Genomic DNA, 26,416 nt, shown 5'->3' on the forward strand with positions numbered 1-26,416 from the left:
TAGCCAAAATTAAAAAAAATTACTGATATTTTTATTTAATAACTTAAAAAAATAAATTAACTACTAATATAATTTTAAGATTTAAGCTTGTATATTTTTATTAATTTTAAATTTACGATGAAAGCAACCTAGATAATGAAATTTCTGCTATGTCTTAGCTTATCTTTGATAGTGCTTTTTGCCGAAGAAAGAGGTTGTTTTGTCGATGAAAATAGTCAAAACATCATCTTTGTAAAAGATGGCGAGACAAAAAGCCTAGGACTAAAGGAGAAAATTTACAAAGATCAAAGATGTGCTTTTGATGAGAGCTCTTTTTACGTTGCAAATTTAAACAACGAGATCGTAAAGGTAGCTAGCGAGAAGGAATTTTTATTTGCACTGCCAAATGTTGGCTGTAAGGTTTCAAATATCTTGCTAGATAAAGAGAAAATTTACGTCGCTTGCGATATGGCAAATGTTGTAACGATCGCTATTTTTGACAAGAGTTCTAAAAAATTTATATCAAAAAATTTTAACAATGTTTATAAAATTTCTAGCTTTTTGCTGCTTGGCGAGGGAGTGTTTTTTACAAGCTTTAATGGCAAGGCATTTTTGCTTGACAGTAAGCTTAACACAAAAGAGCAAAAAAGCGTTGGCTTTGCGCCAGTGAGCGCTTGTAAATTTAGCGATGATGAAATTTTCATAGGCTTTAGAAACGGAGAAATTTTAGATCTTAAAAGTGGAGCTAAAAAGCAAGTTTTAAGATCTAAAATTTCAGCTCTTGCGTGCGCGGGAGATGAGGTTTTAGTAGCTAGTGAGGACGGAGTGATCTATAAATTTGACAAAAGCTTTAAGCTAAAGAGCAAAAAAGAGCTTTTTAGCGGCGAGATAAAAGAAATTTTTATAGATAAAAACGTGCTTGTTGGCGTGGATCTAGGTAATAAGACAAAGAGTTTAGAGATAAATTCATTTTAAAAAGGAGAGTAAATGCAAAAGTTATTTTGTGTCGCAAGTGCTGCACTGCTTGGGCTATCTTTAACTGCTGCTTGTGCTGCTAGTAGTGACCTTGAAAAAGTCATGAAAGAGCGCGGGCTAAGCGAAAAAGATGTCCTTGCAGCTGCTAAGACTTACCAGCCAAGCGGTAAAAAAGATGATTTCATCGTCTTTTCATCTGGCGGGCAAAGTGGTCAAGTGCTAGTTTATGGCGTTCCGTCGATGAGAATTTACAAATACATCGGCGTTTTCACCCCAGAGCCTTGGCAAGGATATGGCTATGATGATGAGTCAAAAGCCGTTTTAAAACAAGGCAACATCAGGGGCAAAGAGATAACTTGGGGCGATACACACCACCCAAATTTCACTGAGAAAAACGGTGAGTATGTTGGTGATTATCTATTTATCAACGACAAGGCAAACCCAAGGATCGCTGTTATAAATTTAAAAGACTTTGAGACAACTCAAATGGTCGTAAACCCTATCATGAAGAGTGAGCACGGCGGTAGCTTCATCACTCCAAACAGCGAGTACGTCATCGAAGCTAGCCAGTACGCAGCTCCACTTGATGACAACTATCACTCAATGGACGACTACGAAGCCGTTTATAGAGGCGCTGTGACATTTTGGAAATTTGACTATCCAAAAGGCAAGATCGATGAGAAAGCATCTTTCTCTCTTGAGCTTCCTCCATACTGGCAAGACCTAAGCGACGCTGGTAAGGGCGAAAGCTATGGCTGGGGCTTTACAAACTCAATAAACAGCGAGATGTATACAGGTGGTATCGAAAAAGGTCTTCCTCCATTTGAGGCAGGTGCTAGTAGAAACGACACCGACTTCTTACATGTTTATAACTGGCAAATTTTAGAAAAACTTGCACAGGATAAGAAAAACTACAAAGTTGTAAATGGTCACAGAGTGATCACGATAGAGGCTGCTGTTAAAGCTGGAGCACTATTCTTGATCCCAGAGTCAAAGAGCCCACACGGTTGTGACGTAACACCAGATGGCAGATACATCATCGTTGGTGGTAAGCTTGATACTCATGCATCAGTTTATGACTTTAAAAAGATCAAAGAGCTAATCGACAAAAAAGAGTACGCTGGCACTGACCCATACGGCATACCTATCTTAGATAGAGAAAAGTCAATGCACGGACAAGTAGAACTAGGCCTTGGACCACTGCATACATCATTTGACTCACAAGATGGCGTAGTCTATACTTCACTTTACGTTGACAGCCAAATCGTAAAATGGGACTACAAAAATTTAAAAGTGCTTGATAAAGTAAATGTTCATTACAACATCGGTCACCTTGACACAATGGAGGGCAAATCAGCAAAACCAGTTGGCAAATATGCAATCGCTCTTGATAAACTTTCAATCGATCGCTTCAACCCAGTTGGCCCACTCCATCCACAAAACCACCAGTTAATAGACATCAATGGTCCAAAAATGGAGCTAATTTATGATATGCCGATCCCACTTGGTGAGCCACACGACGTTGTTTCAATAGCTGCTAGCAAGCTAACTCCAGCGCTTACTTACAACATGGGTACAAACTCAAGAACAGGCGAGGCTAGCCCATTTGCAACACTAGCTGGTCAAGAAAGAGTTGAGAGAAACGGCAAAAACGTAACTGTCTATGCAACAATGATCAGAAGTCACATCAACCCAGAGCACATCGAGGTAAATAAAGGCGATAATGTAACAATTCACCTAACAAACCTAGAGCGCGCGCAAGATGAGACTCACGGCTTTGGCATCGACCTTTACAACATCCACGCTTCACTTGAGCCTGGCAAAACTGCTTCAGTAAATTTCGTAGCTGATATGGAAGGTGTCTTCCCATACTACTGCACCGAGTTTTGTTCAGCACTTCACCTTGAGATGATGGGTTACTTGCTTGTTAAAGATCCAAATAAAAAATATGAATCTGCAAAAAATAGCAAGCTAAAAACTCTAAGTCCAGAAGCTCTAAAAGCCGAGTACGACAAAGTAATCGCAACTAACAAAGCAACTGATGATGTTATCCAAGAGGTTGTTAAATACCTAAAAGAGAAACATTATGAGAAATATCCAAAAGTAAAAGCTTTGGTTGATGACGCACTTGATCAATACGGCCACATCAAAGAGGTAAAAGCTAAAGCTGACGAAGCTTACAAAAAAGGCGACGTAAATGGCGCTATCCTTTGGGAGTATCAAGTATGGCAATACATGGTAAAAACTGCCGACGTTGGTCTAAGAGCTAAAAACAACCTAGCTAAAGAGATCGCAACACCTATGAGCCCAGCTGCTGCAAAAGGCGAAGAAGCTTATCTAAAAGGCGGATGTAATGGTTGTCACGTCATCGGTCAAGTAAGCTCAGGTCCAGACCTAACTGGTGTCTTGCTAAGACATGAAAACGGCGAAAAATGGGTAGCAGACTTCATAAAAGATCCTGCTAAATTCTATAACGACGACTACGTTAAAGCGATGATTGATTTCTTTAAACTTAGAATGCCAAATCAGCACATGAACGACGAAGAGATCAAAAATATCATCCAGTATCTAAAATGGATAGACGAAAACGCAGGCATGTAGTTTTAAGGGGCATTTTTGCCCCTTTTAAATTTTAAAATTTAACTTTTTGCTAGGCTAAATTTTAAAATTTAAAGGAGAGATTATGAGTAAATATAAAATTTATACCATTGTTGCACTTATCATTATGAGCGTTTGTTTTACTCTGCCAGTTCTTGGCTGGCACGGAGCAAAAGAGCGTATAGCTAACGGCGACGAGCTACCATCTTATGCTTACACTATCTACGATCTTTATAGCTCATTTCAGTATAAAAACCACCTTTTGCCAAAAGAGGTGGCGAGTGATCTTCATAAGATGATCGAGCAAAAAGCAGAGATCGGCACGCCATCACTCCCTATCTGGTACGTATCTCTTGAAGCGCCAAACTATCCAAAGGCAGCCTTTCCAGATGGCATACCAGTATATTTTCACGTAGATGGATATAGTGGCGACGTGCACGAGATGAATACGATAAACCACTACATCGGCATGTATCCTATGGAGCATGGCGGAAATTTAGAGCGAGCGATCGCACCTTATTATCTACTTATCGCCACACTTTGCATGCTTGCATTTTTATACTATGACGGTAAATTTAACTCGCTTTTAATGGTGCCAACCATCATCGCACCTGTGCTATTTATGAGCGCATTTGTGGGCTGGCTATACTGGTATGGACACAACATGCAAGAGTGGGGCGCCTTTAAGATCAAGCCATTTATGCCAACAGTCTTAGGCGATGGTAGCGTGGCGCACTTTACTACGCACTCATACCCAACTATCGGCTTTTGGGTGATGATGGTGATGAGCGTGCTTTGCATACTTGCGGTATTTTCAAAGAAAAAAGAGCTAAATGCGTAAATTTTCTAAATTTGCCCTTGTTTTTTTGCCACTTTTTGGCTTTGCAAACGTCCTTCAAGATGCGATAAATAACGCTAGTCCTGGCGATGTGATAAAGCTAGGCGACGCTGTTTATGAAGGTGGTATAACGATAAATAAGCCTCTTACGATCATCGGCGAGGGCAAAAATGCCCATATAAAAGGGGATGGCAAGGGCAGCGTTATAAAGATCATCGCTTCAAACGTGACACTTAAAAATTTAAAGATAAGTGGCAGTGGTAACGACCTTGGCGAGCTTGACGCTGGCATAGGCTGTGACAAGGCAAATAACGTTGAAATTTCTAAAAACGACATAAGCGACGTGCTTTTTGGGATTGATTTTAAAGAGTGCAGTAGCTCAAAGATCACTGAAAACAACATCACCTCAAAAAAAGGCGCTAGTCTTGGCTTTAGAGGCGATGCCGTGAGACTTTGGTATAGCCATGAAAATTTGATCGAGCGCAACAACATCCGTGACAGTCGTGACATGGTCGCATGGTACGCAAGCCACAATAAATTTCTAAACAACAAAGCAGTTGGCAGCAGATACTCGCTGCATTTTATGTATGCTAATCAAAATTTAGTAGAAAATAACGAATTTATCGGCAACGCTGTTGGTATGTTTTTTATGTATTCGGCTGGCTCAAATATAAAAAACAATCTCGTTATGGATAGTGACGGTGCCTTTGGCATCGGCATCGGGCTAAAGGACGTGTCTGACTTTACGATAGAAAACAACACACTTATCTATAATGCGCGTGGCATATTGCTTGATAACTCGCCATTTCAGCCAGGCTCAACTATAAATTTTGTGGGCAATAAAATTTTACACAACGTGGTTGGCGTCTATTTTCACGCTACGCAAGGCACAAGTATCTTTGAAAACAACGATTTCATCGGCAACATGGACATCGTCGTAAATGACACTCCGGGCGAAAAGATGCTTTTAAATAGGTGGAGTAAGAATTATTATGATGAGTATGAGAGCTTTGATAGAGATAAAGATGGCTACGGCGACACGCCATTTTTGTATCTCTCATATATCGATCAGCTTTGGCAATACTATCCAAATTTGCAGTTTTTCTACGGCTCAAGCGTCTTTAGCATCTTAAATTTCTTAGCCAAACTCGCTCCATTTTCTGAGCCAATAGAGCTACTTGAAGATAATTCGCCTAGGATAAAACCGCTCGATGCTTCAAATTTCAACGCTTTAAAGGCGAAACGTGGATAGAAGAAATTTTATGATAATTGGCTCAGCTGCAGCGGTGGCTGGATACGCCATAGGCAAGTTTTTGCCAAAAAGTAGTGGCGATAAGCTCTATCTTAGACCGCCAGGTGCTGTTGATGACTTTGATGATCTTTGCGTAAAATGCGGTCAGTGCGTGCAAGTCTGCCCATATCACAGCATAAAATTGCTTGATATAGAAGATGGCTACTCAAGTGGCTCAGCTCACATTGACGCCAAAGAGCGAGGCTGCTACTTGTGCGACCTTTTCCCATGCGTGCTAGCCTGTCCTAGCGGTGCGCTCAATCACGCCACAAAGGTCGTGGGCGATGTCAAAATGGGCGTTGCAGTTTTAAGTGACACGGCTGCCTGTTTGAGCGTGAAAAGAGAAAATTTAAGCGAAGCTGGCGTCAAACATCTGCTTGATCGCAAAGCCTATAACGACAGAGAAGAGGCGCTAAAAGATAAGATAAAAGGCAAGATCGGTCAAATTTGCGATCTTTGCATCACGCTTTGTCCAGTTGGCGATAGCGCGATAGCAATGAGCGAGGCAAATTTACCACTCATAAAAAATGGCTGCGTGGGGTGTGGCGTTTGCGCTGAGGTCTGCCCAGCAAAGATCATAAATATCGCCCCAAAGATGAGCTATGATGAAATTTACAAGGAGAAAAAATGAGAGCAATAATACCTTTAGTAGCTGCTGCGTTGCTATTTGCCGGCTGTGAAAAGAGCGAGGACAAAGCGCAAGAGGCTGCTAGTGAGCAAGGCGCAAATGTAGCGACAAGCGCTAGCATAAAGGTCGAAAAAAATGAAAACAACGAGAGCGCAAATAAGCAAAATGAATTTATAAAATACGATATGCACGGCGAAAAAAGCGTCAAATTTGGTCTTGAAGATAACAACGTAAGCCGCCAGATCGGAGCGCTTGCTATGGTAAAAAGCCCGCTTCAAACTATAAATTTAAGGCTTATAAAGGGCAGACTTAGCAAGGACTTCATCACTAAGTGCTCAGCCTGCCACGACGACTACGCAAATGGCATCATTGGACCATCTCTTCTAACAAAGAGCGAGGATGAAATTTTCAAGATGATAAACGCTTACAAAAACAAAGAGAAGGTAAATGTGCTAATGCGTGATCTTGTTAAAAAGATGGATGAGAGTGAGATTAGAAAGCTAGCAAAAGAGATAAGCGATTTTAATGCGCAATTTAGGAGCAAACAATGAAAATCGGAAAAATCATAACGATCATTTTAGCGGTGCTGATATGCGGCATCATGGTGTTTATGCTAAGCCAAACTCCGCCTAAAAAGGAGAAAGTAGAAGCTAGCGTTCAGCCAAAAATGGAGCAAAATATCTCAAAAGAGCAGTCAAAGTCTAGCGAGGAATTTGCCAGTGAAGATGAGCTAAAAAAGGTAAAAGAGCTAAGCCTAAGTGTGGCTAAGACACAAAATGAAGGCGTTAGTAGGCAGTATCTTACCTCTTGCGCTCCGTGCCACGGCGCAAATGGCAAAGGCATAGTAGCGCCTGATATAACAAATTTAAGCAAAGAGGATCTGCTAAAAAAACTAGCTGATTATAAGGCTGGCAAGGTGCAAAACACGCTTATGAAGGGACTGCTAACAAACGTTAGCGACAGCGATCTAAACAGCCTTGCTGATGAAATTTCTAAATTTAAAAAGTAAAAATGGATAAATATAACGTTCGTGCGACCGTTAGAAACGTAAGCTTTCTAAGCACGCTAATAACGACTACAAAAGATGGCAAAAAGCGCCCAAGCATACGTTTTTGGCGCATTTTCACCATCGTGCTAGTTCATCTTTTATTTGTGCTTTCATATAGGGTCGATGTGCAAATTTTAGAGGGCGACATCAGCGCTTCAAGGATACTTGGCTTTCACCTAGCAGACGCTTTTATGAGCTTGCAAGTCTTTTTGGCAACGCATGAAATTCATGTAAATTTACTAATCGGCTCGCTTAGCATCTTAGCCTTTTACATTATTTTTGGTGGCAGGGGCTTTTGCTCGTGGGTTTGCCCATACTCACTTATAAGCGAGATAGCTGAGAAAATACATGAAAATTTGCGCGCAAAAAAGATAGTAAAACCGCGAGTTTTTGACACAAAGTGGCGATACGCTTTTACCATTTTGTTTTTGGCTCTTAGCTTTGCTAGCTCAAGTCTTGTCTTTGAAATTTTTAACGTCGTTGGGATATTTTCGAGATTTATCATCTATGGCTATTTTCACGCTATCTGGCTTGTTGTAGCTATGCTTGTGGTTGAAATTTTCTTCTCGCGCAGGGCATGGTGCAGGTATGTCTGCCCTGTTGGAGCGACCTATTCGCTACTAGCAAAGCCAAATGCGATAAAGGTCAGCTGGGATAAAGAAAAGTGCGACCACTGCTTAGTTTGCAGCGATGTTTGCCTAGTGCCACATGTGCTTTTTATGACAAAAAAAGGGGCAAAAACTGATGATAGTAAAAAGCTCTTTAGGATAGCTGGGGCTGACTGCACGCTTTGTGGCAGGTGTATCGACGTGTGTCACCAAGATGCGCTTAAATTTGACAACGGCTTTAAGAAACTCATATAAGGAAATTTTTTGATAGATATAAAAGAAGTAACGAAAATTTTTGGCTCGCAAAAGATACTTGATAGCGTCAGTCTAAATGTAAAAGCTGGCGAAAAGATAGCGATACTTGGGCAAAATGGAGCTGGCAAAAGCTCGCTCATGCGTATTATCTTGGGCGAGTTTGTGCCAAATAGCGGAAGTGTCGCGATAAATGGCGTAAATACCCTAAAAGATAGAAAAGAGGCGCTAAAGTTTATCTCATTTGTGCCGCAAACCCCGCCACCACTTAAATTTAGCCTGCGTGAGCTTTGCGAATTTGTCTGCAAAAGCTCAAATGTCAAATTTGAAGAGATAGAGAAATTTAGCAAGCTTTTAGAGCTTGATCTGCATGCAAATTTAAATAAGTCGTTTTACAAACTATCTGGCGGTATGAAGCAAAAGATGCTAATAGCCATCGCATTTGCCAAAGATAGTGAAATCTTGATGTTTGACGAACCAACGGCAAATTTAGATGTAAAAGCCAGGGAGTCTTTTAAAAATTTGCTTGATAATTTCACGCAAAAAAAGACGCTAGTTTTTATCTCACACCGCATAGATGAGATCGCTCATTTGCTCGATAGATGCGTCTATATGGACCTTGGCAAGATCATAAAAGAAGAAAATTTAAGGAGCAAGAGTGAATAACCTTTTTTTAATAGCAAAACTTGACGTCAAAGAGTCGTTTCGCTCAAGGTGGTTTGCGATCTATGCACTTCTTTTTTCTGCTTTGATGATAGGATTTTTATTTAGCGGAGTGACCGACTCGCGCGTGCTTGGCTTTTCTGGGCTAACAAGGGCGCTACTTTTGTTTATACAAATTTGCGTCATCATCGTGCCTATTTTTATCCTCATTTCAACCGTTAGAAGTATAAACCAAGACAGGGACACAAACCTACTTGAATACGTACTAAGCTTCCCGCTAAGCCTTAAAGAGTACTACTTTGGCAAGGCGCTTGGGCGGACATTTGTCGTTTTTGTGCCGCTTTTGTTCTCGCTTTTGCTTTGCGTGGTGGTTGGCTTTATAAAGGGCGTGTCGATACCTTGGGGCGTGCTAGTGCTTTACTTTGGCCTGCTTTTTAGCCTAAGTATCGTCTTTTTATCGCTTGGCTTTTTCATCTCAAGCCTTATCAAAAACCAAGAAACTGGCCAAGGCGTGGCGTTTTTGCTCTGGCTTATCATGCTAGCTTTTATCGACCTAGCGCTCATTGGGATGCTTATGCGAAGCTCAGTCGATGAGTACGTCATCTACTCTATCGCGATGTTAAATCCGATCGAGCTTTTTAGGATAGCCGCACTTAGCCTTTTTGACCCAAATTTAGCAGTCATCGGCACTGCGTCTTACTTTATCTTAGGCACGTTTTCAAAAGCGACCTTCGTAGCTTATGCGATCATCTATCCTTTGGTGCTTGGCGTGATCTTGCTAGTTTGCGGCTATTTGGGCTTTAGCAAGAGAGATCTTGTTTGATTGTTTTTTGTTAAATAAGAGTTGGCTTTAAATTTAGATGAGGCTTGTATTATTCCACTTGTCCAACAAGAAACCTCCTTTTTGTAATGACCCCCTTTCCCCCAAAGGGGGTTTATCTCTCTCAAGGGAATTTATGAAAAAATCTATTTTATTTTTAGCCTTTGCCGTTTTATCTCTAAGTGCAAACTGGGATGAAAATATGCAAAACTGCATCAACAAAAGTGATGCAAAAGCTTGCGAGAGCTTTACTAAAAAGCTTTCAAGCGAGTGCGAAAACAAAGACAAAACTTCTTGCTTTTTATATGCTGACATGCTAGGGCGAGGTCTTGGCGTTGAAAAAGATCTGGTTAAATCTTACGAAGTCTTTAAGTCGCTTTGCGAAAATGGCAGCAGCGAAGCTTGCTACGAGCTAGCTACAAAATATCTGCAGGGAAACGGCGTAGAGCAGAGCTTTGATCTATCTGCAAATGCCCTTGATAAAGCTTGCAAGATGGGCAGCAAACGAGCCTGCAATGTCTTAGAACTCGTGCCTAAGAATTAAAATTTATAAAGCTTTTTGCAAATTTCAAAATTTGCCTCGCGCTTATCTGGCTTGACAAAGCTATTTAGCAAATTTTAAAACTCCATTCGCTCACAAGAATTGACTACTAAAATTTGGCTTCGCTTAACGCTTAGCTCAAATTTTAGAGCCGAAATTACTCGTTCATGAAATTTTAAAATTTGCAAAGCAATCCAATCAAATTTAAATGTTTGTTTTCTTTGTTAAGGGGGAAGAGGCTTGAATTACGAAGTCGCTCTCTTCCCCCCTTAACGATCCCCTAACTCCGACAACGTTAGAAGTGGCATGCAATGGTGCTGTCGCACTGCATGCGTTTTGTTTAGAAAATTCTGACAAATTTTAAAATCTTACTCGCTCGCCTTAGCATGCTACTAAATTTAGAGCCGTGATATACTCGCTTGTAAATTTTAAAATTTGATAAAACTTTTGAATAAGCCACGTTTAGTAGTAATAAAAATGAAATTTCAAATGTGATTTTTGCTTTCATACAAAGCATATATTTTTACTTTTTTAAAAGAGAAATTTCTTTAGAAAATGCCTAAATATCGTGATTTACTTTAGTATTACGCAGAATTTCTTTTTTATTAACTAGAAATTTCATTAAAATTTATATTTAAATAATAACATTTCATCGTCCTAAACGGACCCTCCTTTTTGTAGCGGTTAAGACTTTGCTTCCCCCTTTTCTGGCTTTTCCGCTTACACAAAGAGGAGTTGTTTTTTAATATACAAAGTCTTATTTCATACCCTTCATTTTTTGCATAGTAGTTGTATAATTTCAAAAAACTAAGGAATTTGCATTGCTAAAAGTAGAAGTGATATATAAATTTTGTATCGTCTGTGCTCTTGCCTGTGGGATCTGCCTGCTTGCATTTACTGGGCTAAATTTCGCCATGGGCGAGTATAATGAGTGGATGATGAGCGCGCACAAATTTGCAGGAGCTTTGATCGTTTGTGCTGTGATCTTGCACCTTTTTAACCGCAGAAGAAAGCTAGTAAAGCTCATGAATGAGATGATCGATGTCGCCACGCACCGCAAAAATCCAACGATCTGCAACATGGACCGCATCATCGCCTCGCTTGAGCCTTACACTATCAGTGAAATTTCACGCATGCTTGGCTTTGATGAGGCCGAGTTTTGCAAGAGCTTGCGCGAAAATGATGTTAAATTTAATGACGCTAGCCAGACTTTACGCCAGATCGCGAGGCTAAACGATGAGAAGATATTTTTCGTGCTAGTTCTCATCGTCGAAGCCAAATTTGGCAAGAGATTTTGCGGTGCGGTAAGTTGCAATGTCGCAAGAAAATTTTAGTACTCGCTATGCTCCTGCCACCTTCGCTCCTCAAGGTCGATGTGATACAAAAAGATCCTGATGATCTCTTCGTCGATCTTTGGGTCTTTGTTTAGCTCACGAAGCGCCTTTCTTTGTTCCTCTAAAATTTCAAAATACCTCTGTTTTGTCTCGTCACTGATCTCAAAATTTTCGCTCTCAAGCTCGAAATTCCAAACCTCCTCAAGCTTTTGAAATAAAAAATACTCATCGCCCACAAATTTCTCCTTTTTAAATTTAAGCGAAGCCTGCGCAAGTGCCTTTTTGATCTTGATCCTTGCAAGTTCATTTGGCATGTGGTCGTTAAAGTCTGGAAATTTCACGCTTTTGATGAGCAGTGGCAAGCTTAGCCCCTGAACTACGAGCGTTAGCAAGATCACGACAAAGGTGATAAACAAGATGAGATCTCTATGCGGAAACGGCTCGCTACCAGCCATGGCGGGGATAGAGAGTGCCGTAGCTAGCGAGACTACGCCCCTCATGCCCGCCCAACCGACGATAAAAGGTGTCGCTTTGCCAGGGTTGCGATCATCCGCCACGCTGATAAAGCGCTTCATAAATATCGTGATATAAACGGCTCCGTATGATGCCAAAAGCCTAATGACGATGAGCACGGCAGTCACCAAAACGCCGTAAGATAGTGCCTCAAGCAGCGAGACACCGCTACGCTTTAGCCCTGCTAAAATTTCAGGCAGATCAAGGCCGATCATGGTAAAGGCAAGGCCGTTTAGCAAGAAAATAAGGTTGTACCAAACGGGGAAAGCGTGGATCCTTGTTGAAGCGGTTAAAATTTCGTTTCGTTTTGTCGAGAGGTAAAGTCCGCCGCAAACTACCGCCAAAACGCCGCTCGCGCCAAGCTCCTCAGCTAAAATATACATAACATAAGGCGTCGTGATCGTCATGATCGTATCGCTGTTCTCATCGGTTGGCAAGGTCTTATGCAAAAAGTAGGCTACTAATGCCACCACAAGACCGACCAAAACACCGCCAGCCACCATCCAGACAAAGCTTGCAGCCGCCTTGTACCAGATAAACTGCCCAGTAGTCACTGCCACTGCGGCAAAGCGAAAGATGATGAGCGATGATGCGTCATTTAAAAGGCTCTCGCCTTCTAAAATAGCGCTGATCCTGCGCGGTGCTTTGACAAATTTAAAGATCGCAGCCGTACTCACCGCATCTGGTGGTGAGACGATGGCGCCAAGCATGAAGCCAAGGGCGAGCGAGAAGCCAGGGATCACTAAATTTGCTATCACGGCAATAGCTGCTGCGCTTATGAAAACGACGATAAATGCAAAACTTCCAATCACTCGGCGCCATTTATAGAGCTCTTTTATCGAGTTTGCCCATGCGGCCTCGTAAAGAAGCGGCGGTAAAAATATGATGAAAATAAGCTCTGGATCGATCCTGATGGTGGGTAAATTTGGCACAAAGCTAATGGCAAGACCGCCCAAAACTAAAAGCACCGGATAGGCTACTTTTAGGCTGTTTGAGATCATCACTAAAGCGATAATGATAGCTAGTAAAGCCAAAAATAGTAGTAAGTGTTCAATCATCTTTTTCCTTTAAATTTTCTTTTAAATTTATGGCGGGCAGAGAGAGATTCGAACTCTCGGTGAGTTGCCCCACACACGCGTTCCAGGCGTGCTCCTTAAACCGCTCGGACATCTACCCAAAAAGAAGGTGATTATATCTTCATTTGCTTAATGCTTGGCTTTTAGAGCTTTAGCCCCAAGATAACGACATCTTTATACTCGCCATCCATTAGGCAAACACCCGGCAGTTCGCCCCATTTTTCAAAGCCAAATTTCAAAAATAGCCCAAGGCTTGCTTTGTTTTTGCTAAAGATTAGCGCAATGATATTTTTTAAATTTAGCCTCTTTGCTTCATTTAGGCTGTGAGCTAAAAGCTGCTTGCCGATGCCATTTTTAAGAGCCTTTTTAGCGACATAGATACTTATCTCTACGCTTATATCGTAAGCGATCTTGGGGTTAAAGTCACTTAGCGAGCAGTAGCCTAAAATTTCATCATTTTCTTTGTAGATAAAGATAGGACGCGAGCTGCCGTGGGCGTTAAACCAAGGCTCTCGCTCCTTTGTGCTAACTGGGCGCATATCCGCAGTCGCACTTCTTTCTAAAATGTAGTCGTTATAAATTTGCGTGATCGCAGGAAGATCGCTTGGCTTTGCCCGTAAGATCAAGCCTAGCCCCTTTTTGCCGCCTGATATACTGGCTCAAGCTTGGCCGCGACCTCTTTTAGGTCTTTGATCCTGCTCTCGTTTGATGGGTGAGTGCTTAAAATTTCAGGTATTTTGCCAACATTCATCTTGCTCATTTTAACCCAAACTTCGACCGCCTCTTTTGGATCATACCCAGCTCTTGCCATTAGCTCAGTGCCGATGTGATCGGCTTCGGTCTCATGTGAGCGAGAAAACGGCAGTGAAATGGTGTATTGGCTGGCTAAATTTAGAGCGCTTGCGCCAAGGTCACCAAGCCCTGTGGCAGTTGCAACTGCGAAGATGCCGATGTTTTTGAGCTGGTCGGTACTCGCTTGCTCCCTACTGTGCTCTCTAAGCGCGTGCGCGATCTCATGACCCATGACCGCTGCTAGCTGCGCATCTGTTAAATTTAACTTTTTGATGATGCCGCTATAAACGACGATCCGGCCCCCTGGCATGCACCAAGCATTTAGTGTATCTTCGTTTATGACATTTACTTGCCACTTCCATTTTAGTGCGTCCTCTCTGAAAACGCCAGTTTGAACGATCAGCCTTTTTGCGATCTCCTGAACTCTTTTTGTGAGGATCGGATCGACGTTTAGCTCGCCCTTGCTTCTAGCAGCTGTCAGCGTCTTGACGTAAGCTTGAGCTGAGCTTTGCTCCATCGCTTCAGAAGATACTAGCATGAACTGCTTGCGATCTGCGCCCACGACGCCTGACTTTGTGACGCTCGTGCAGCCGGTGATAAGCATGCTGGCTGTTAATAACGTAAGTAAAATTTTTTTCATTTTCATCCTTTTTGGATTAAAATTTGGCGTATTATAGCTTGTGTTGGATATGCATTGTTAAACGAGGGGTGAAATTTAAATTTAGGGCGGGTTTTGGTTTTTGTAAATTTTAAAATCTCACTCACTCGCAAGAATTGACTACTAAAATTTGGCTTCGCTCACCGCTTAGCTCAAATTTTAGAGCCGAAATTACTCGTTCATGAAATTTTAAAATTTATTCGAGTTTCTTCAGTATGTAAATTTAACCCCTACGCTTTATAGTCTATATTTCTCTCAAACTCTCTCAAACGTTTATTGACCGATCTTAGCTCCGTTATCGTCGTCCAGTTATCGATAAAGACGCTAAAACTCTCTCTAACCTGCGAGAAGGCATTGCTAGCTTGCACGAGGACGCCAAGCGTGATGACGCCGCTAAATAGGCCATTGCCCATGATGATATAAGGCACGATGACAAGAATTTGCGAAAACGAGACGAGCCAGAGATTAAAGTAGCCGTAGTGCAAAAAGAGCTTGTAGTAGTTTAGCTTCACCCCTGTAAAAAGCTCTAGCATAACGTTTGGCTGACAAAATTTGAGCTTATCATCCTCGCCATAAACTAGCTCTTTTCTAAAGGCCGCCTCTGCTTTTTGGTTGTTATACTCAAGGTGTGGTAGCTTTATGCCCACAAACCACGATACGATGAGGCCTCCGATGCTAATTAGCAGTGCGATATAAACTAGCGAGCCCTCGATGTCCTTGATGTAAGGTAGGCTCACGCTTTTGCTTAGCTCCCAAAGTACCGGTATAAAGGCAATCAGCGTCATAAACGCCTTTAAAACCTGCACGCCAAGGCTCTCCATGATCTTAGCAAAGCGATAAACATCCTCTTGGATACGCTGCGAGCTGCCCTCGATGTCGTTTTGGCAGTTTCGCCAAAATTTGAGATACTTAAAGGTCATCGCCTCCCTCCAGCGAAAGACCCAGTGGCTCGCAAAGAACGATATCACCGTGTAGGTTACGACATAAGGCATGGCGATCTTTAAGAAATTTAATATCCCTTGCCAAAACTCATCTACATTGTGATCCTTTGAGTTTTGCATGATGTCGTAGAAATTTTTATACCACTCGTTGATGCGGACGTTTAGATGCGTTTGATAGACAAGTAGTAAGATGATAAATATCGCTCCGCCGTAAGCCCAAAGCGCCCATTTTTTGTCTTTGAAAAATGATGAAAACATAAAGTGCCTTTTGTAAATTTTGGCAATTATAGCAGGCAAGGTTTAAGCATTTATATAAAATTTAAACCCAAACTATATCATTTTGGAAATTTTAACGTAAAGGAAAATGATGAAGAAATTTGCATTTTTAGCTCTTAGTCTTTGTGCGACCTTGGCGCTTGCGGCCGATATGAAGGTCTATAAAAGCCCAACTTGCGGTTGTTGTGGCAACTGGGCCAATGCTATGCAAAAGGCTGGCTTTAGCGAAGAGACCATAAAAGTAGATGACATGGTCAAGGTCAAAAAAGAATTTCACGTGCCACTAGAGCTTTCAAGCTGCCACACAGCTATCGTTGATGGCTATGTTATCGAGGGTCACGTGCCAGCTGATGAGGTCAAGCGCCTGCTAGAGCTTAAACCAAAAGATGTCGTTGGTATCGCAGTGCCTGGCATGCCGATGGAGAGTCAGGGCATGGAGCAAGGCGGCAAAGCCGAGCAATACGACGTCATACTCTTTAAAAAAGATGGCTCGCAAGAGGTCTTTGCTACTTATATCGGCTCTAAAAAGCTAAAATAACTTCAAATTTAGACTTAGCTCGTCTTTTGATGGGCTAAGTTAAAAAGAAATTCCCTTGCTAATGGCGATGATGCAGAGCAAAAAGGCTATCGGCACATAGATAAATTTACCTACAAAATACCAAAATGAGCCGTAAGTTTTATTTGCTCCTGAATTTACCTCGTCTAAAATTTCTTCTTTTTTAATGATCCAAAACCAAGATATTGCGCCGATAACTGCGCCGATTGGGATGATGTAGATAGAGACAAAGTCCATCCAAGGCCCCCAGCTACTAATAGGCTCCATAAACGCTCCAAAGCCAAAGCAAACTACACAAAGCAGTGCAAGCACCCAAAATCTGCTAAGGCGCGGGAATTTATGCATAAGCGACTCAGCCACGACCTCAAACATATTTTGAAGTGAGGTGATACCGCCAAAGATGACTGCGGTAAATAGTATGATCGCAAAAATTTGACCGCCGATCATATTTTGTAAAATTTTAGGAAGCGTTACGAAAAGTAGCTTTGGACCCTCAGCTGTATCCATAGCGTAGGCAAAGACCGCTGGGATCATGACAAGCGCTGCTACAAGCGCTGCAAGCGTGTCAAAAAATGCCGTAGTTTTGGCGCTTTCTACGATGTCCTCATCCTTTGAAAGATATGCTCCATAAACTATCATGCCAGAACCCGTGATAGAGAGCGAGAAAAAGGCTTGCCCCATCGCAGTGACCCATACCATCGGATCTTCAAGCTTGCTAAAGTCAGGGATAAATAGAAATTTATACCCCTCTAATGCGTTTGGCAGCATCGCGACATTTATAGCCAAAATGGCAAATAACACGAAAAATAGTGGCATCATGATTTTATTAGTCTTTTCGATGCTTTTTGCTCCAAAAAATAGCGTAAGAAGCGTGCCAACGATGACTATGAAGTGATAGGGCAAGACTGAGTACTCAGCAAGAGCAAAGGAGTCAAACCAGACATTTGTATCAACGCTCATAAACGAGCCAGTAAGTGCCTGAGTAAGGGCCTTTAGCACGTAAGCGATGATGACAGCGTAGCCGATGGCTATGCAAAGTGAGCCAGCAAGTGGAAGCCAGCCGATGATACTGCCTATGACGCCTAAATTTCTACTCTCCCATGCGTATTTATATGAGCCAAGCGTGCCAGTCTTTGCTCGTCTGCCGATCGCATACTCAGCGCTTAAGCCAACGTAAGAAAAAAGCGCTACGAAAAAGATGTAGATGAGTAAAAATGCTCCACCACCATTTGTGCCGAGCTTGTAAGGAAAGCCCCAAACATTTGCCATACCAACGGCTGAACCAACTGAGGCTAGTATAAACGCCCAGCGTGATGAAAAATTCTTTTTGCTCATTGTAAAATCCATAAATTTAGTGATGAAAATAATGTTACCAAAATATGATTTAAGAACTTTTTATAAATCTTAAATTTAAGAAACGTTGTTACTTTTGGGCGTGGCTAATTTGACCGCTAAATATAAATTCGCTATAATCAGCCAAAATTTTTAACTCTTAAGGATCATAATTGTACCCCAGTAGCGATAACTCGCTTTTAATGGTAATACTTGCCATTATATTCATTTTACTAAACGCATTTTTTGTTTTGTCGGAATTTTCCCTTGTCAAGGTTCGCAAGTCTAGACTTGAAGAGCTTATCAAAGAGAAAAAGCCAAACGCCCAGCTTGCTTTTGAGATGTCAAACAAGCTTGATACCTATCTTAGTGCCACTCAGCTTGGCATCACGCTAAGCTCACTTGCTCTTGGTTGGATCGGTGAGCCAGCAGTCGCAAGGCTCATAGAAGCCCCACTTAAAAATGTTTTTAATCTTAGCGATATCTTAGTTCATACAGTCGGCTTTGCGATCGCATTTACGCTTATTACGCTACTTCACGTCGTTATGGGCGAGCTTGTGCCAAAGTCAGTGGCTATAGCCAAATCAGAATCAGCAGTGCTTAAAATCGCTCGTCCGCTTCACTTTTTCTGGATACTTTTTTCGCCTATCATAAAACTTTTTGACATCCTAGCTACATTTGGACTTAAAATTTTAGGCATCCAGCCAGCAAAAGAGAATGAGCTAGCGCATTCTGAAGAGGAGATCAAGATCATCGTTGGCGAGAGCTTAAAGGGCGGTGTGCTTGATAGCTTTGAGACTGAGCTTATCAAAAATGCAGTTGATTTTAGCGACACGGTCGCAAAAGAGGTTATGACGCCAAGACGTGACATGATCTGTATAAACAAACAAAAGAGCTTTGAAGAAAATTTACAAGTCGTTTTTGAGTCAAAATATACTCGCTATCCTTATATAGACGGCTCAAAAGATATCATTTTAGGCATGATACACATTAGAGATATCTTGCAGCTGCACTTTAGCGAGGATAAAGAGAAGAGTTTTGACGCGATCGTGCGTAAATTTGTCATCGTGCCTGAGAGCCTTTCTATATCAAAAGTGCTTGTGATGATGAACAAGGAGCAAATTTCAGCTGCGCTTGTCGTCGATGAGTATGGCGGCACGGCTGGACTTCTTACGATGGAAGATATCATGGAGGAGGTGCTTGGTGACTTTAATGACGAGCACGATGAGGTCGATCAGCACTATAAAAAGATAAATGAAAACATCTATGAATTTCAAGGCAGATACGATCTAGAGAGTGTTGAGGAGCTTCTTGGTATAAGCTTTGATGAAGAGACCGATCAAGTAACGATCGGCGGATATGTCTTTAACCTTATCGGTCGTTTGCCAGTTGTGGGCGACAAGATCGAGGATGAAAACTGCTACTACGAGGTGAGAAAGATGGATGGAGCTAGCATCTCACGCGTAAAAGTTAGAAAAAAGATAAAAGAAGAAGAGGAGCCTGCTCAGGCTTAGTTTATAAATTTAATGGCTTTTTTGGCCATTAAATTTAACCTCGCAAAATCATAAAAAATAGAGCAAATTTAAGTGGCATTGCACTTTTAAAAGGCTATAAGCCCTTAAATTTAACTTTTAAAACCACAAAATTTAAAGCGACACCACCTTTTTAAATAGCTCTCTAAAAACATCATCACCACCTTTTTCGTAAATTTGGTTATAAATTTTAAAAATGGCTTGCGATTTTTAAAATTTATACTGCTTGCAAAAGTAGCCATTTTAGCGATCTTGTTTGTGATATTTAAATTTACTAAAGCTAGTTAGCCTTGGCTCAGACGCAATACCACAAAAATTTGTTATAAATTTCTCTATTGCGCTCATCTAGGCTGCAACAAGAGAGCTAAATTTCTTTTGTTAAACCTTAAACAACGCCTCTTAATAGCTCTTTTATAGTCTAGTTTTTATCTTGATAAAAGCGTGCTAGATCTTTGCCGTGCTTCAATGCTAGCTCGTAGTAGGGCGTGTCTGGGTCCTCGCCTATCATCTCATAGAGCTTTTTACGAAGCTCTGGTAAAAGGCGAAGATCGCTATAATCTACCTTTTCTTTATATGCTGGCAAGCCTTGTAAAAGCAGGGCATTTGAGTAGTTTATGCCGCCAGTTTTGCTGCCAGTAATGTTAAACTCACTCTCATATTGCGTGCGAGTTAAGCCAGTTGGTATGCTAAGCTCTCCTCGTTGTAGGCAAATTTTATCATTGCTACTGATGATATACTCTGGAAATTCTAACTCTTTGTAGTTGATATCTTCGTGACCATAATAGACCCACTTTATAGCGTCTTTGTTTTTGCGGTTGAAACTGCTTTTGTAGATGAAGCTTCCCGGGATGATAAATTCACGGCTTTTTAGCACTGGAGCGTCTGCTATATCTTTATAAACAGCAACCAAGTAGCAGTCACTAAAAAAATCAAGCGGCCAAAGAAGCCCCTCATTTGCTCGCTTTATAAAACGGTTCATGATATCAACTAAGATTTTGCCAAAGAAATATCTCTTGTAGTAATCATTATAGACGTAAAATATGTCGCCCTCTTTGAGCTTTTTCTTTTCTGGCATTTAGCTCTTCCAGATGTTTTTATTTAGCTCCAGATCATGCATGATCTGCGAAAAGTCACTGATACTAGAGATGTAGTTTTGCACGCTCTCATTGCTGTTTATCGGCTTTTTAAGATCAGGCTCAAAGCTATCTTTTCTAAGATCGATCGCGATGAAAATTTCATTTTTTAAAAACACTGCCGAGAGTGGGGCGTTAAATTTAGTTCTTAATCTGCTTAAATTTTCCATCAGCTTTGGTGTTAGAGCGTATCTAGCTGCGATCTGATCGGTCGTGTAGGTCTTAAAGAGCTCGTTAAATTTAGGGTTATCCATCACTGCTTGCTCGCCCTCGCTTCTTAGATCAGATGTTCGCTTTTTGTCGCAGACATATATCGTGGCATTTAGCTCTTTTTTAAACTCAGCCTTTAGCAAAATGCCTTGAAATTTCACCGTTGTAGTGGTGCTTTTTTCACCTTTTACCTCTTTTGCCGCATAAAAATCGCAAAGCTTAAACTGCGTGTTATCGATCTGCCCGTAGATCATATCCTCTGCGTAGTGTCTATTTACGTCAGCGTCATAAATTTTTAAAAAATCATTCAAACTTAGCCCGCCATTTGCGCTGAAATTTAGACCATAGTTTTTTACGATGACGCCAACTACTTTTTGTTTAAATTTTGCTACAAGCTCGTTTTTTAGCCCATTTATCGTCTTGCTAAGATAAAAAACTCCGCCGATTAGCAAAAAGAAAAATAAATTTCCAAGGTGCAGTGATGCTAAAAAACCAGTTGCAACTATGATGCCAAGAAAGCCATAAGCGATCATTTTAAAGGCTTTTTGCCCCATGGCAAGGCGCTCTTTTTCAAGCTCGTCAAGGTCGCTTAGATCGATGCCTTTTAGTTCGTCTGCTTGCATTTTTTTGCCTTATTTTTTAAAAAGATCACCGACGTTTGGAGCAGCTGCTTCATTTTCAGGGATATCAAAAAACACATCTTTGTGAAAGCCAAACATTGAAGCTACGATGTTTGAAGGAAACATCTGTGTGGCGTTGTTGTAAATTTCAACGGCTGAGTTGTAGGCACGGCGCGCGGCTGAAATTTGCTCTTCGATCTCATTTAGTGTGCTTTGGATGTGAAGTAAATTTTGATTTGCTTTTAGATCAGGATAGTTTTCTACGCTCACTCTTAAGCCATTTAACAAGCCTGAAATTTTGTTATTTAGCTCAAATTTCTCCTCATTTGTTGATGCACTTCTGGCACTTTCTCTAAGGGCAGTTATGTTTTCTAGCAAGCTTTTTTCGTGCACCATGTACTCTTTTGCAGTGGCTACTAAATTTGGTATAAGGTCATATCTTCTTTTTAGCTGCGCATCGATGCCAGCCTCCACGCTTTTTACTTGGTTTTGCTTTGCAACAAGTGAGTTGTAAAGGCTGATGAAAAAGACAAAAATGACTGCGACAACAAGTATCACGATGACTAACGAATTCATAACTTTTCCTTTGAAATTTAAGTTTGTTGTAGTTTATCCAAAGTTGCTTAAGAGTATTTAAACACCGAGGTTGGGTGATTAAATTTAATATTATAATTTAATCTTAAATTTTACATATAATTTATATAATTAAAAATTGTTTTTTACGAGGAGGATAAATGAGAACGGTAAACGTAAAAGATATAAAAGAGACTGTTGCAAAGCTTTGCAAACAAGCCTGTTACGTCGTTACACCAGATCTAAAGGCTGCTTTTACAAAAGCTCAAACCACTGAGAGCTCATCTCTTGGCAAAGACATTTTGGGTAAAATTTTGCAAAATGCCAAGCTAGCAGAAGAGGGCGTTGCGCCTATTTGCCAAGATACAGGTATGACAGTTGTCTTTGTAGAGATCGGTCAAGACGTGCATATAGAAGGCGGATATATCGAAGATGCGATCAATGAAGGTGTTGCGAAGGGCTACACTGAGGGCTATCTTAGAAAATCAGTCGTTGCTGAGCCACTTTTTGAGAGAAAAAACACTACAAACAACACTCCAGCGGTCATCCACACTAGGATCGTCCCAGGCGATAAGCTAAAGATAAAAGTCGCTCCAAAGGGCTTTGGTAGTGAGAACAAATCAATACTAAAAATGCTTGTGCCAGCTGATGGCATAGAGGGCGTTAAAAAGGTATTTTTAGAGTCTGTAAAATACGCTGGACCAAACGCTTGCCCTCCAATGACGATAGGTGTTGGCATAGGTGGCACTATGGATAAAGCAGCACTTCTAGCCAAACAAGCTGCAGTTCGTCCAGTAGATAGCAAAAACGCCGATGCAAGATATGCAAAACTTGAAGATGAGCTTCTTGAGCTTGCTAGTAAAACAGGCGTCGGTCCTCAAGGACTTGGCGGCGATACAACTGCTATAAAAGTAAATGTCGAGTGGTATCCAACTCACATCGCAGGTCTACCAGTAGCCATAAATATCAACTGCCACGCTGCACGCCACGCAGACGCCGAGCTTTAAGGAGATAACATGTCAGAAGTCAAAAGAATAACAGCACCATTTGATAAAGAGGTGGTAAAAAGCCTAAAAGCAGGCGACAATGTCCTAATCTCAGGCACTATCATCGCAGCTCGTGACGCCGCTCACAAGGCGCTAACAGAGGCTCTAGCACGCGGCGAGAAGTTGCCAGTTGAGCTAAAGGGCGAGACTATCTACTACGTCGGACCAACTCCAGCTAAGCCAAACCAAGCTATCGGCGCAGCAGGCCCAACAACAAGCGGTAGAATGGACAAATACACACCAACCATGATAAACGAGGTCGGCATAAATGGCATGATCGGTAAAGGCTACCGAAACGACGCCGTAGTCGAGGCTATGAAAAAATCATGCTGTGTTTATATGGTCGCTATCGGCGGTATCGGAGCGGTCATTAGCCAAAGTATCAAAAAATATGAAGTTTTGGCATATCCAGAGCTAGGACCAGAGGCAGTTGCAAGACTCACAGTAGAGGACTTCCCAGCGATAGTCGCTATCGACTGCGAGGGCAATAACTTCTACGAAGTCGGTCAAGCACCTTATAAAAAGATCTAAATTTGATCCGCTAGCAACTTAAGCTAGCGGAATTTCTCCCAAAATGAAAACTTTTTGCAACGATCAAGCAAAGCCACTACTTAAATTTTTTACGAGCACCAAAAGTTAAATTAGAAATTTAAAGCTAAAGCAAATTCTGGACGAGGGCTTTATCTCAAAGCCACAAGGGATATTTTTAAAAAGCGCCATAAGAAAAAGGCAGAAATTTGAAGAAAATAAGACGCAAAATGAGTGGTCGCTAAATGAGATAGTGGTCTTTGAAAGCGAGTATGAGAGCCCTGAAGAGTATTTTAGTGATGTGGGGTCGTTTGTTGTGAAATTAGCTGATAAATTTAGAACAAGTGGCATTAGCGAGGAGATAGTGCTTGCTGTTTCGTTTCAGGCGCTGCAGTTTGTCACGCTGGATAAGGAGCAGTTTAAATTTATCTACGAGGACTACGACGAGAGCACAAACTCAGCTCACATTAAAATTTACGCCAAAAGAGAAAACGACGAAATTTTACTATATAAAGATAGGATAGGGGGCTACAAAACCGAGGCGCTGATTGTTTACGAGGTGGCTAGTAGTAGCCAAGACACATAGTCTCAGTTAGTTTTATGCGCTTTTCAAAGGGCGCTGGCGAGAAAAATTTGCACTTTTCGATGTAAATCCTATACGAGTAGTTAAGCTCGAAATCATCATAAAATTTCTTTAAATTTAAAAATTTGATACCGCAAATTTCATGAAATTCAAAAAGCTCATAAATTTTAGAGCCATTTTTTGCCACAAGGTGGGAGGGAGCAAGCGAGGTAAATGAGCAAAAGACGCCAGTTGGGATAAGGCCATCTAGCGGCGTGCAGGCTTGTAAGGCGCTCGCAAATTTCTCTGGGACGCTCTTTTTTCTAAGAAAAACGATGCGTGAGTTTTCAAATTTAGCACTGATCGCATTTTTCCAAAAAAGATAGGCGTTTGAGGAGATGCCAGCGTTTTTGGCAAGCTGAGCACCAAGCACGTAGTCATCTAAAAATTCGTTTGGTGCAAGGGTTATTTGCATCTTTGTCCTTTTGAAATTTTGCTCATTATAGCCTTTGGTGCCTAAAAATTTAAAAATTTATAGTAGGATTTTGCCAAATTTCAAAGGATAAAATATGAAAAAACAAATTTCGACTAAAAATGCACCACAAGCGATCGGGCCGTACTCTCAGGCGATTAGCGCGAATGGATTTTTATTTATCTCAGGGCAGCTTGGCGTCACACCAGCGGGTGAGTTTGCAGGTAGTAGCGTAGAGGCTCAAGCCGAGCAATCACTTACAAATTTGCAAAACATTTTGGCTGAGGCTGGACTTAGTTTTGATAATGTTGTAAAGACTACGATCTTTTTAGCAGATATGGCAGATTTTGCCAAAGTAAATGTCACATACGCTAAATTTTTCAAAGAGCCATATCCAGCTAGAAGCACGGTGGCTGTGAAGACTTTGCCAAAAGATGCACTCGTAGAAATTGAGGTTATCGCAGCTTCCTGCTAGTTTATTGTACTAAAGTACAATTTACAAACTAAACAATATAACCTATAATTCACTCATTTAATTATAAATTACAATATTAAAGGATTTTCATGGCAACTCAAATCGGTGTCATTAAGCAAGTATCTGGCTTAGTTGTGGCTATAGACGAAAACGGCGCACAAAGAGTATTAAAAGCAGGTGATGCTCTATTTCTTGGTGAGATGATAAAAACTTCTTCAGCAGCTTCTAAAGCAGTCGTATCAATGGATAATGGCAAAGATGTAACTATCTTAGGTAATGAATCTGTTAAACTAGATAATAGTGTTTTAGCAAATTCTGATAACACAGTTGCTGATGTAAGCGATTTACAAAAAGCTTTGCTTGATGGAAAAGATTTAACAAAACTAGAAGAAACTGCAGCTGGTGGCGGTAATGCAGCAGCTGGCGGTGGAGATGGTGTTAGTCTTGGAGCAGCATCATTCGAACATGGCGGTCACTACTCAAACATCAATGAAAATTTTAGAAATATAGGAGATTCATTAAGAGCAAATGCTATCTCTAATAATGAAGTAAGTGGTGGTTTGGGTGAAACAAGTGCAGGTGCAGATAGAACAAACCAAAACACTTTTGTGCCAAAACCAATTATAACTGCGATCATGGATGATGTGGAAGGTTATACTGGTGATATGAAGGATAAAATTTTTGATGAAGAATATGGTAAGCCTGCTTCGAATGATAACACTCCTACACTAAAAGGCACTGCAGTAGCAAATTCTACAGTAGAAATATTTGACAATGGCTCATTTATAGGTCGCACGATATCTAATGCTAATGGAGAATGGGAGTTCCCCACTCCAAAATTAACTGATGGTGATCATGAATTTAGTGCTCAAACGGTAAATTCTACTGGGGATAGGAGTGGTTTTTCTGATACAACAAAAATAGAGATAGATACCGTTCCTGGTGAAGTTAATATAACAGCTATAATAGACAATGTTGATGGTGGAGTAAAAGGAAATATTATAAGTGGCACCTTAATAGATCAATATGACAACAAAGAGTATAAAAAAGCAGGCTTAACAAATGATAATATGCCAGTTATAAGCGGAACTGCAGAGCCATATGCTCAAGTTGAGGTTAATATACTTAAAACAGATGAAAATGATGTAGTTTGGACTGGTAGAACAAGGGCCGACAAAAATGGAAATTGGAGCATCCCTGTAGATGAGCCTTTAAAAGATGGCGATTATAGTTTTACAGCTTTTTCAATAGATAAAGCCGGTAATCAAAGTGGCATTGATCAGGTTCTTGGTGTTGATATTGATAAAACAGCTCCAGTAGTTGAAAACGTTAAAGCAACTCCAGTCGATACTGACGCTAAGGCTGATGGCGAAGCTAATAAAGTTGTAGTAACAGCTGATTCTAAAGAGCCTAATGCTCCAGTAGTAGTCACAATTGGTGGTAAAGAATTCCCAGGCACCACAGATGCTGATGGCAAAGTAAATATAACTATCACAGATAAAGATGTTATAGACGGACTTCAAAAAGGTAACGAGGTTAAAGTAGA

At 41.0% G+C, this 26,416-nt stretch carries 29 protein-coding genes and 1 tRNA gene; 19 read left to right on the forward strand and 11 right to left on the reverse strand.

Annotation, left to right across the window (positions count from 1 at the left end; all coding sequences use genetic code 11):
* The first annotated feature begins 135 nt into the window (after nt 1-135).
* The 11 genes from FZ945_RS03030 (at nt 136) to FZ945_RS03080 (ending at nt 10,244) form a co-directional block, all read left to right on the forward strand.
* Nucleotides 136-954: an ATP-dependent protease gene (locus tag FZ945_RS03030; protein ID WP_148802368.1), complete on the forward strand. Its 819-nt coding sequence runs from the start codon at nt 136-138 to the stop codon at nt 952-954.
* A 12-nt stretch (nt 955-966) separates the two neighbouring features.
* A complete protein-coding gene (nosZ, locus tag FZ945_RS03035; RefSeq protein ID WP_148802370.1) occupies nt 967-3,555 on the forward strand; it encodes a Sec-dependent nitrous-oxide reductase in 2,589 nt (862 codons plus the stop codon).
* Nucleotides 3,556-3,637: 82 nt separating this feature from the next.
* Nucleotides 3,638-4,393, forward strand: a complete 756-nt coding sequence (locus FZ945_RS03040) for a hypothetical protein (protein WP_021083959.1) — start codon at nt 3,638-3,640, stop codon at nt 4,391-4,393.
* A complete protein-coding gene (locus tag FZ945_RS03045; RefSeq protein ID WP_148802373.1) occupies nt 4,386-5,642 on the forward strand; it encodes a nitrous oxide reductase family maturation protein NosD in 1,257 nt (418 codons plus the stop codon). Before FZ945_RS03040 ends, FZ945_RS03045 begins: the two co-directional genes overlap by 8 nt.
* Nucleotides 5,635-6,312: a 4Fe-4S dicluster domain-containing protein gene (locus FZ945_RS03050; protein WP_148802375.1), complete on the forward strand. Its 678-nt coding sequence runs from the start codon at nt 5,635-5,637 to the stop codon at nt 6,310-6,312. Before FZ945_RS03045 ends, FZ945_RS03050 begins: the two co-directional genes overlap by 8 nt.
* Entirely contained in the window at nt 6,309-6,860 is a 552-nt protein-coding gene (locus FZ945_RS03055) for a c-type cytochrome (protein WP_148802377.1), read from the forward strand. The genes FZ945_RS03050 and FZ945_RS03055 overlap by 4 nt, the downstream gene beginning before the upstream one ends.
* Nucleotides 6,857-7,318: a c-type cytochrome gene (locus FZ945_RS03060; protein WP_148802379.1), complete on the forward strand. Its 462-nt coding sequence runs from the start codon at nt 6,857-6,859 to the stop codon at nt 7,316-7,318. Before FZ945_RS03055 ends, FZ945_RS03060 begins: the two co-directional genes overlap by 4 nt.
* A 2-nt stretch (nt 7,319-7,320) precedes the next feature.
* Nucleotides 7,321-8,220 carry a NapH/MauN family ferredoxin-type protein gene (locus tag FZ945_RS03065; protein ID WP_148802380.1) on the forward strand — a complete coding sequence of 300 codons (900 nt, stop codon included), beginning with the start codon at nt 7,321-7,323 and terminating at the stop codon, nt 8,218-8,220.
* 9 nt (nt 8,221-8,229) lie between these two features.
* Entirely contained in the window at nt 8,230-8,883 is a 654-nt protein-coding gene (locus tag FZ945_RS03070) for an ABC transporter ATP-binding protein (RefSeq protein ID WP_103580951.1), read from the forward strand.
* On the forward strand, nt 8,876-9,703 hold the full coding sequence (locus tag FZ945_RS03075) for an ABC transporter permease (protein WP_148802382.1): 828 nt from the start codon (nt 8,876-8,878) through the stop codon (nt 9,701-9,703). Before FZ945_RS03070 ends, FZ945_RS03075 begins: the two co-directional genes overlap by 8 nt.
* Nucleotides 9,704-9,836: 133 nt before the next feature.
* Entirely contained in the window at nt 9,837-10,244 is a 408-nt protein-coding gene (locus FZ945_RS03080; protein WP_012140531.1) for a tetratricopeptide repeat protein, read from the forward strand.
* Nucleotides 10,245-10,581: 337 nt separating this feature from the next.
* On the opposite strand, the gene FZ945_RS09935 is transcribed toward FZ945_RS03080, so the two are convergent.
* Complete coding sequence (locus FZ945_RS09935) at nt 10,582-10,749, reverse strand: hypothetical protein (RefSeq protein ID WP_222862612.1); 168 nt, start codon at nt 10,747-10,749, stop codon at nt 10,582-10,584.
* Between the two features lie 313 nt (nt 10,750-11,062).
* Here FZ945_RS09935 and FZ945_RS03085 point away from each other — a divergent pair, with 313 nt between their 5' ends.
* A complete protein-coding gene (locus tag FZ945_RS03085) occupies nt 11,063-11,575 on the forward strand; it encodes a chemotaxis protein (RefSeq protein WP_148802384.1) in 513 nt (170 codons plus the stop codon).
* Here FZ945_RS03085 and FZ945_RS03090 read toward each other — a convergent pair.
* The 5 genes from FZ945_RS03090 to FZ945_RS03110 all read right to left on the reverse strand — a co-directional run bounded on the left by FZ945_RS03090 (nt 11,572) and on the right by FZ945_RS03110 (nt 15,813).
* Nucleotides 11,572-13,146 carry a Na+/H+ antiporter gene (locus FZ945_RS03090; protein ID WP_148802386.1) on the reverse strand — a complete coding sequence of 525 codons (1,575 nt, stop codon included), beginning with the start codon at nt 13,144-13,146 and terminating at the stop codon, nt 11,572-11,574. The genes FZ945_RS03085 and FZ945_RS03090 overlap by 4 nt on opposite strands.
* A 30-nt stretch (nt 13,147-13,176) precedes the next feature.
* Nucleotides 13,177-13,264, reverse strand: a tRNA-Ser gene (locus tag FZ945_RS03095).
* Between the two features lie 43 nt (nt 13,265-13,307).
* A complete protein-coding gene (locus FZ945_RS03100; protein ID WP_148802388.1) occupies nt 13,308-13,790 on the reverse strand; it encodes a GNAT family N-acetyltransferase in 483 nt (160 codons plus the stop codon).
* Nucleotides 13,791-13,792: 2 nt separating this feature from the next.
* A complete protein-coding gene (locus FZ945_RS03105; RefSeq protein ID WP_148802390.1) occupies nt 13,793-14,596 on the reverse strand; it encodes a M48 family metallopeptidase in 804 nt (267 codons plus the stop codon).
* Nucleotides 14,597-14,844: 248 nt separating this feature from the next.
* Entirely contained in the window at nt 14,845-15,813 is a 969-nt protein-coding gene (locus FZ945_RS03110; protein ID WP_148802392.1) for a putative transporter, read from the reverse strand.
* Nucleotides 15,814-15,922: 109 nt separating this feature from the next.
* Here FZ945_RS03110 and FZ945_RS03115 point away from each other — a divergent pair, with 109 nt between their 5' ends.
* A complete protein-coding gene (locus FZ945_RS03115) occupies nt 15,923-16,369 on the forward strand; it encodes a DUF411 domain-containing protein (protein ID WP_021090169.1) in 447 nt (148 codons plus the stop codon).
* Nucleotides 16,370-16,408: 39 nt separating this feature from the next.
* Here FZ945_RS03115 and FZ945_RS03120 read toward each other — a convergent pair whose 3' ends face one another.
* Entirely contained in the window at nt 16,409-17,722 is a 1,314-nt protein-coding gene (locus FZ945_RS03120) for a sodium-dependent transporter (protein ID WP_148802394.1), read from the reverse strand.
* A 170-nt stretch (nt 17,723-17,892) separates the two neighbouring features.
* Between FZ945_RS03120 and FZ945_RS03125 the strand changes: the two genes are divergently transcribed.
* Nucleotides 17,893-19,233, forward strand: a complete 1,341-nt coding sequence (locus FZ945_RS03125; RefSeq protein WP_012140520.1) for a hemolysin family protein — start codon at nt 17,893-17,895, stop codon at nt 19,231-19,233.
* A 436-nt stretch (nt 19,234-19,669) separates the two neighbouring features.
* On the opposite strand, the gene FZ945_RS03130 is transcribed toward FZ945_RS03125, so the two are convergent.
* Genes FZ945_RS03130 through FZ945_RS03140 form a run of 3 tightly spaced genes read right to left on the reverse strand, consistent with a single transcriptional unit; the run spans nt 19,670 to nt 21,790 of the window.
* Nucleotides 19,670-20,326 carry a sugar transporter gene (locus FZ945_RS03130; RefSeq protein ID WP_148802396.1) on the reverse strand — a complete coding sequence of 219 codons (657 nt, stop codon included), beginning with the start codon at nt 20,324-20,326 and terminating at the stop codon, nt 19,670-19,672.
* Nucleotides 20,327-21,217, reverse strand: a complete 891-nt coding sequence (locus FZ945_RS03135) for a DUF3137 domain-containing protein (protein ID WP_148802398.1) — start codon at nt 21,215-21,217, stop codon at nt 20,327-20,329.
* A gap of 9 nt (nt 21,218-21,226) precedes the next feature.
* Nucleotides 21,227-21,790: a LemA family protein gene (locus FZ945_RS03140; RefSeq protein WP_148802400.1), complete on the reverse strand. Its 564-nt coding sequence runs from the start codon at nt 21,788-21,790 to the stop codon at nt 21,227-21,229.
* A 158-nt stretch (nt 21,791-21,948) separates the two neighbouring features.
* On the opposite strand from FZ945_RS03140, the gene FZ945_RS03145 reads away from it, so the two are divergent.
* From FZ945_RS03145 to FZ945_RS09755, 3 genes are all read left to right on the forward strand, one after another.
* Nucleotides 21,949-22,794 carry a fumarate hydratase gene (locus tag FZ945_RS03145; protein WP_148802402.1) on the forward strand — a complete coding sequence of 282 codons (846 nt, stop codon included), beginning with the start codon at nt 21,949-21,951 and terminating at the stop codon, nt 22,792-22,794.
* A gap of 9 nt (nt 22,795-22,803) precedes the next feature.
* Nucleotides 22,804-23,364: a Fe-S-containing hydro-lyase gene (locus FZ945_RS03150; RefSeq protein ID WP_021092611.1), complete on the forward strand. Its 561-nt coding sequence runs from the start codon at nt 22,804-22,806 to the stop codon at nt 23,362-23,364.
* 250 nt (nt 23,365-23,614) lie between these two features.
* Nucleotides 23,615-23,947, forward strand: coding sequence for a hypothetical protein (locus tag FZ945_RS09755; RefSeq protein ID WP_187424153.1), 333 nt, complete (start codon nt 23,615-23,617; stop codon nt 23,945-23,947).
* Here FZ945_RS09755 and cheQ read toward each other — a convergent pair.
* Nucleotides 23,925-24,398 carry a cheVAW transcriptional regulator CheQ gene (cheQ, locus tag FZ945_RS03160; RefSeq protein WP_148802404.1) on the reverse strand — a complete coding sequence of 158 codons (474 nt, stop codon included), beginning with the start codon at nt 24,396-24,398 and terminating at the stop codon, nt 23,925-23,927. The genes FZ945_RS09755 and cheQ overlap by 23 nt on opposite strands.
* A gap of 94 nt (nt 24,399-24,492) precedes the next feature.
* Here cheQ and FZ945_RS03165 point away from each other — a divergent pair, with 94 nt between their 5' ends.
* Nucleotides 24,493-24,870, forward strand: coding sequence for a RidA family protein (locus FZ945_RS03165; RefSeq protein WP_148802406.1), 378 nt, complete (start codon nt 24,493-24,495; stop codon nt 24,868-24,870).
* An 89-nt stretch (nt 24,871-24,959) separates the two neighbouring features.
* A partial coding sequence (locus FZ945_RS09760; RefSeq protein WP_187424154.1) for a retention module-containing protein occupies nt 24,960-26,416 on the forward strand: 1,457 nt, incomplete at its 3' end.

Source organism: Campylobacter concisus, assembly GCF_902460535.1.
Taxonomy (GTDB): domain Bacteria; phylum Campylobacterota; class Campylobacteria; order Campylobacterales; family Campylobacteraceae; genus Campylobacter_A; species Campylobacter_A concisus_AS.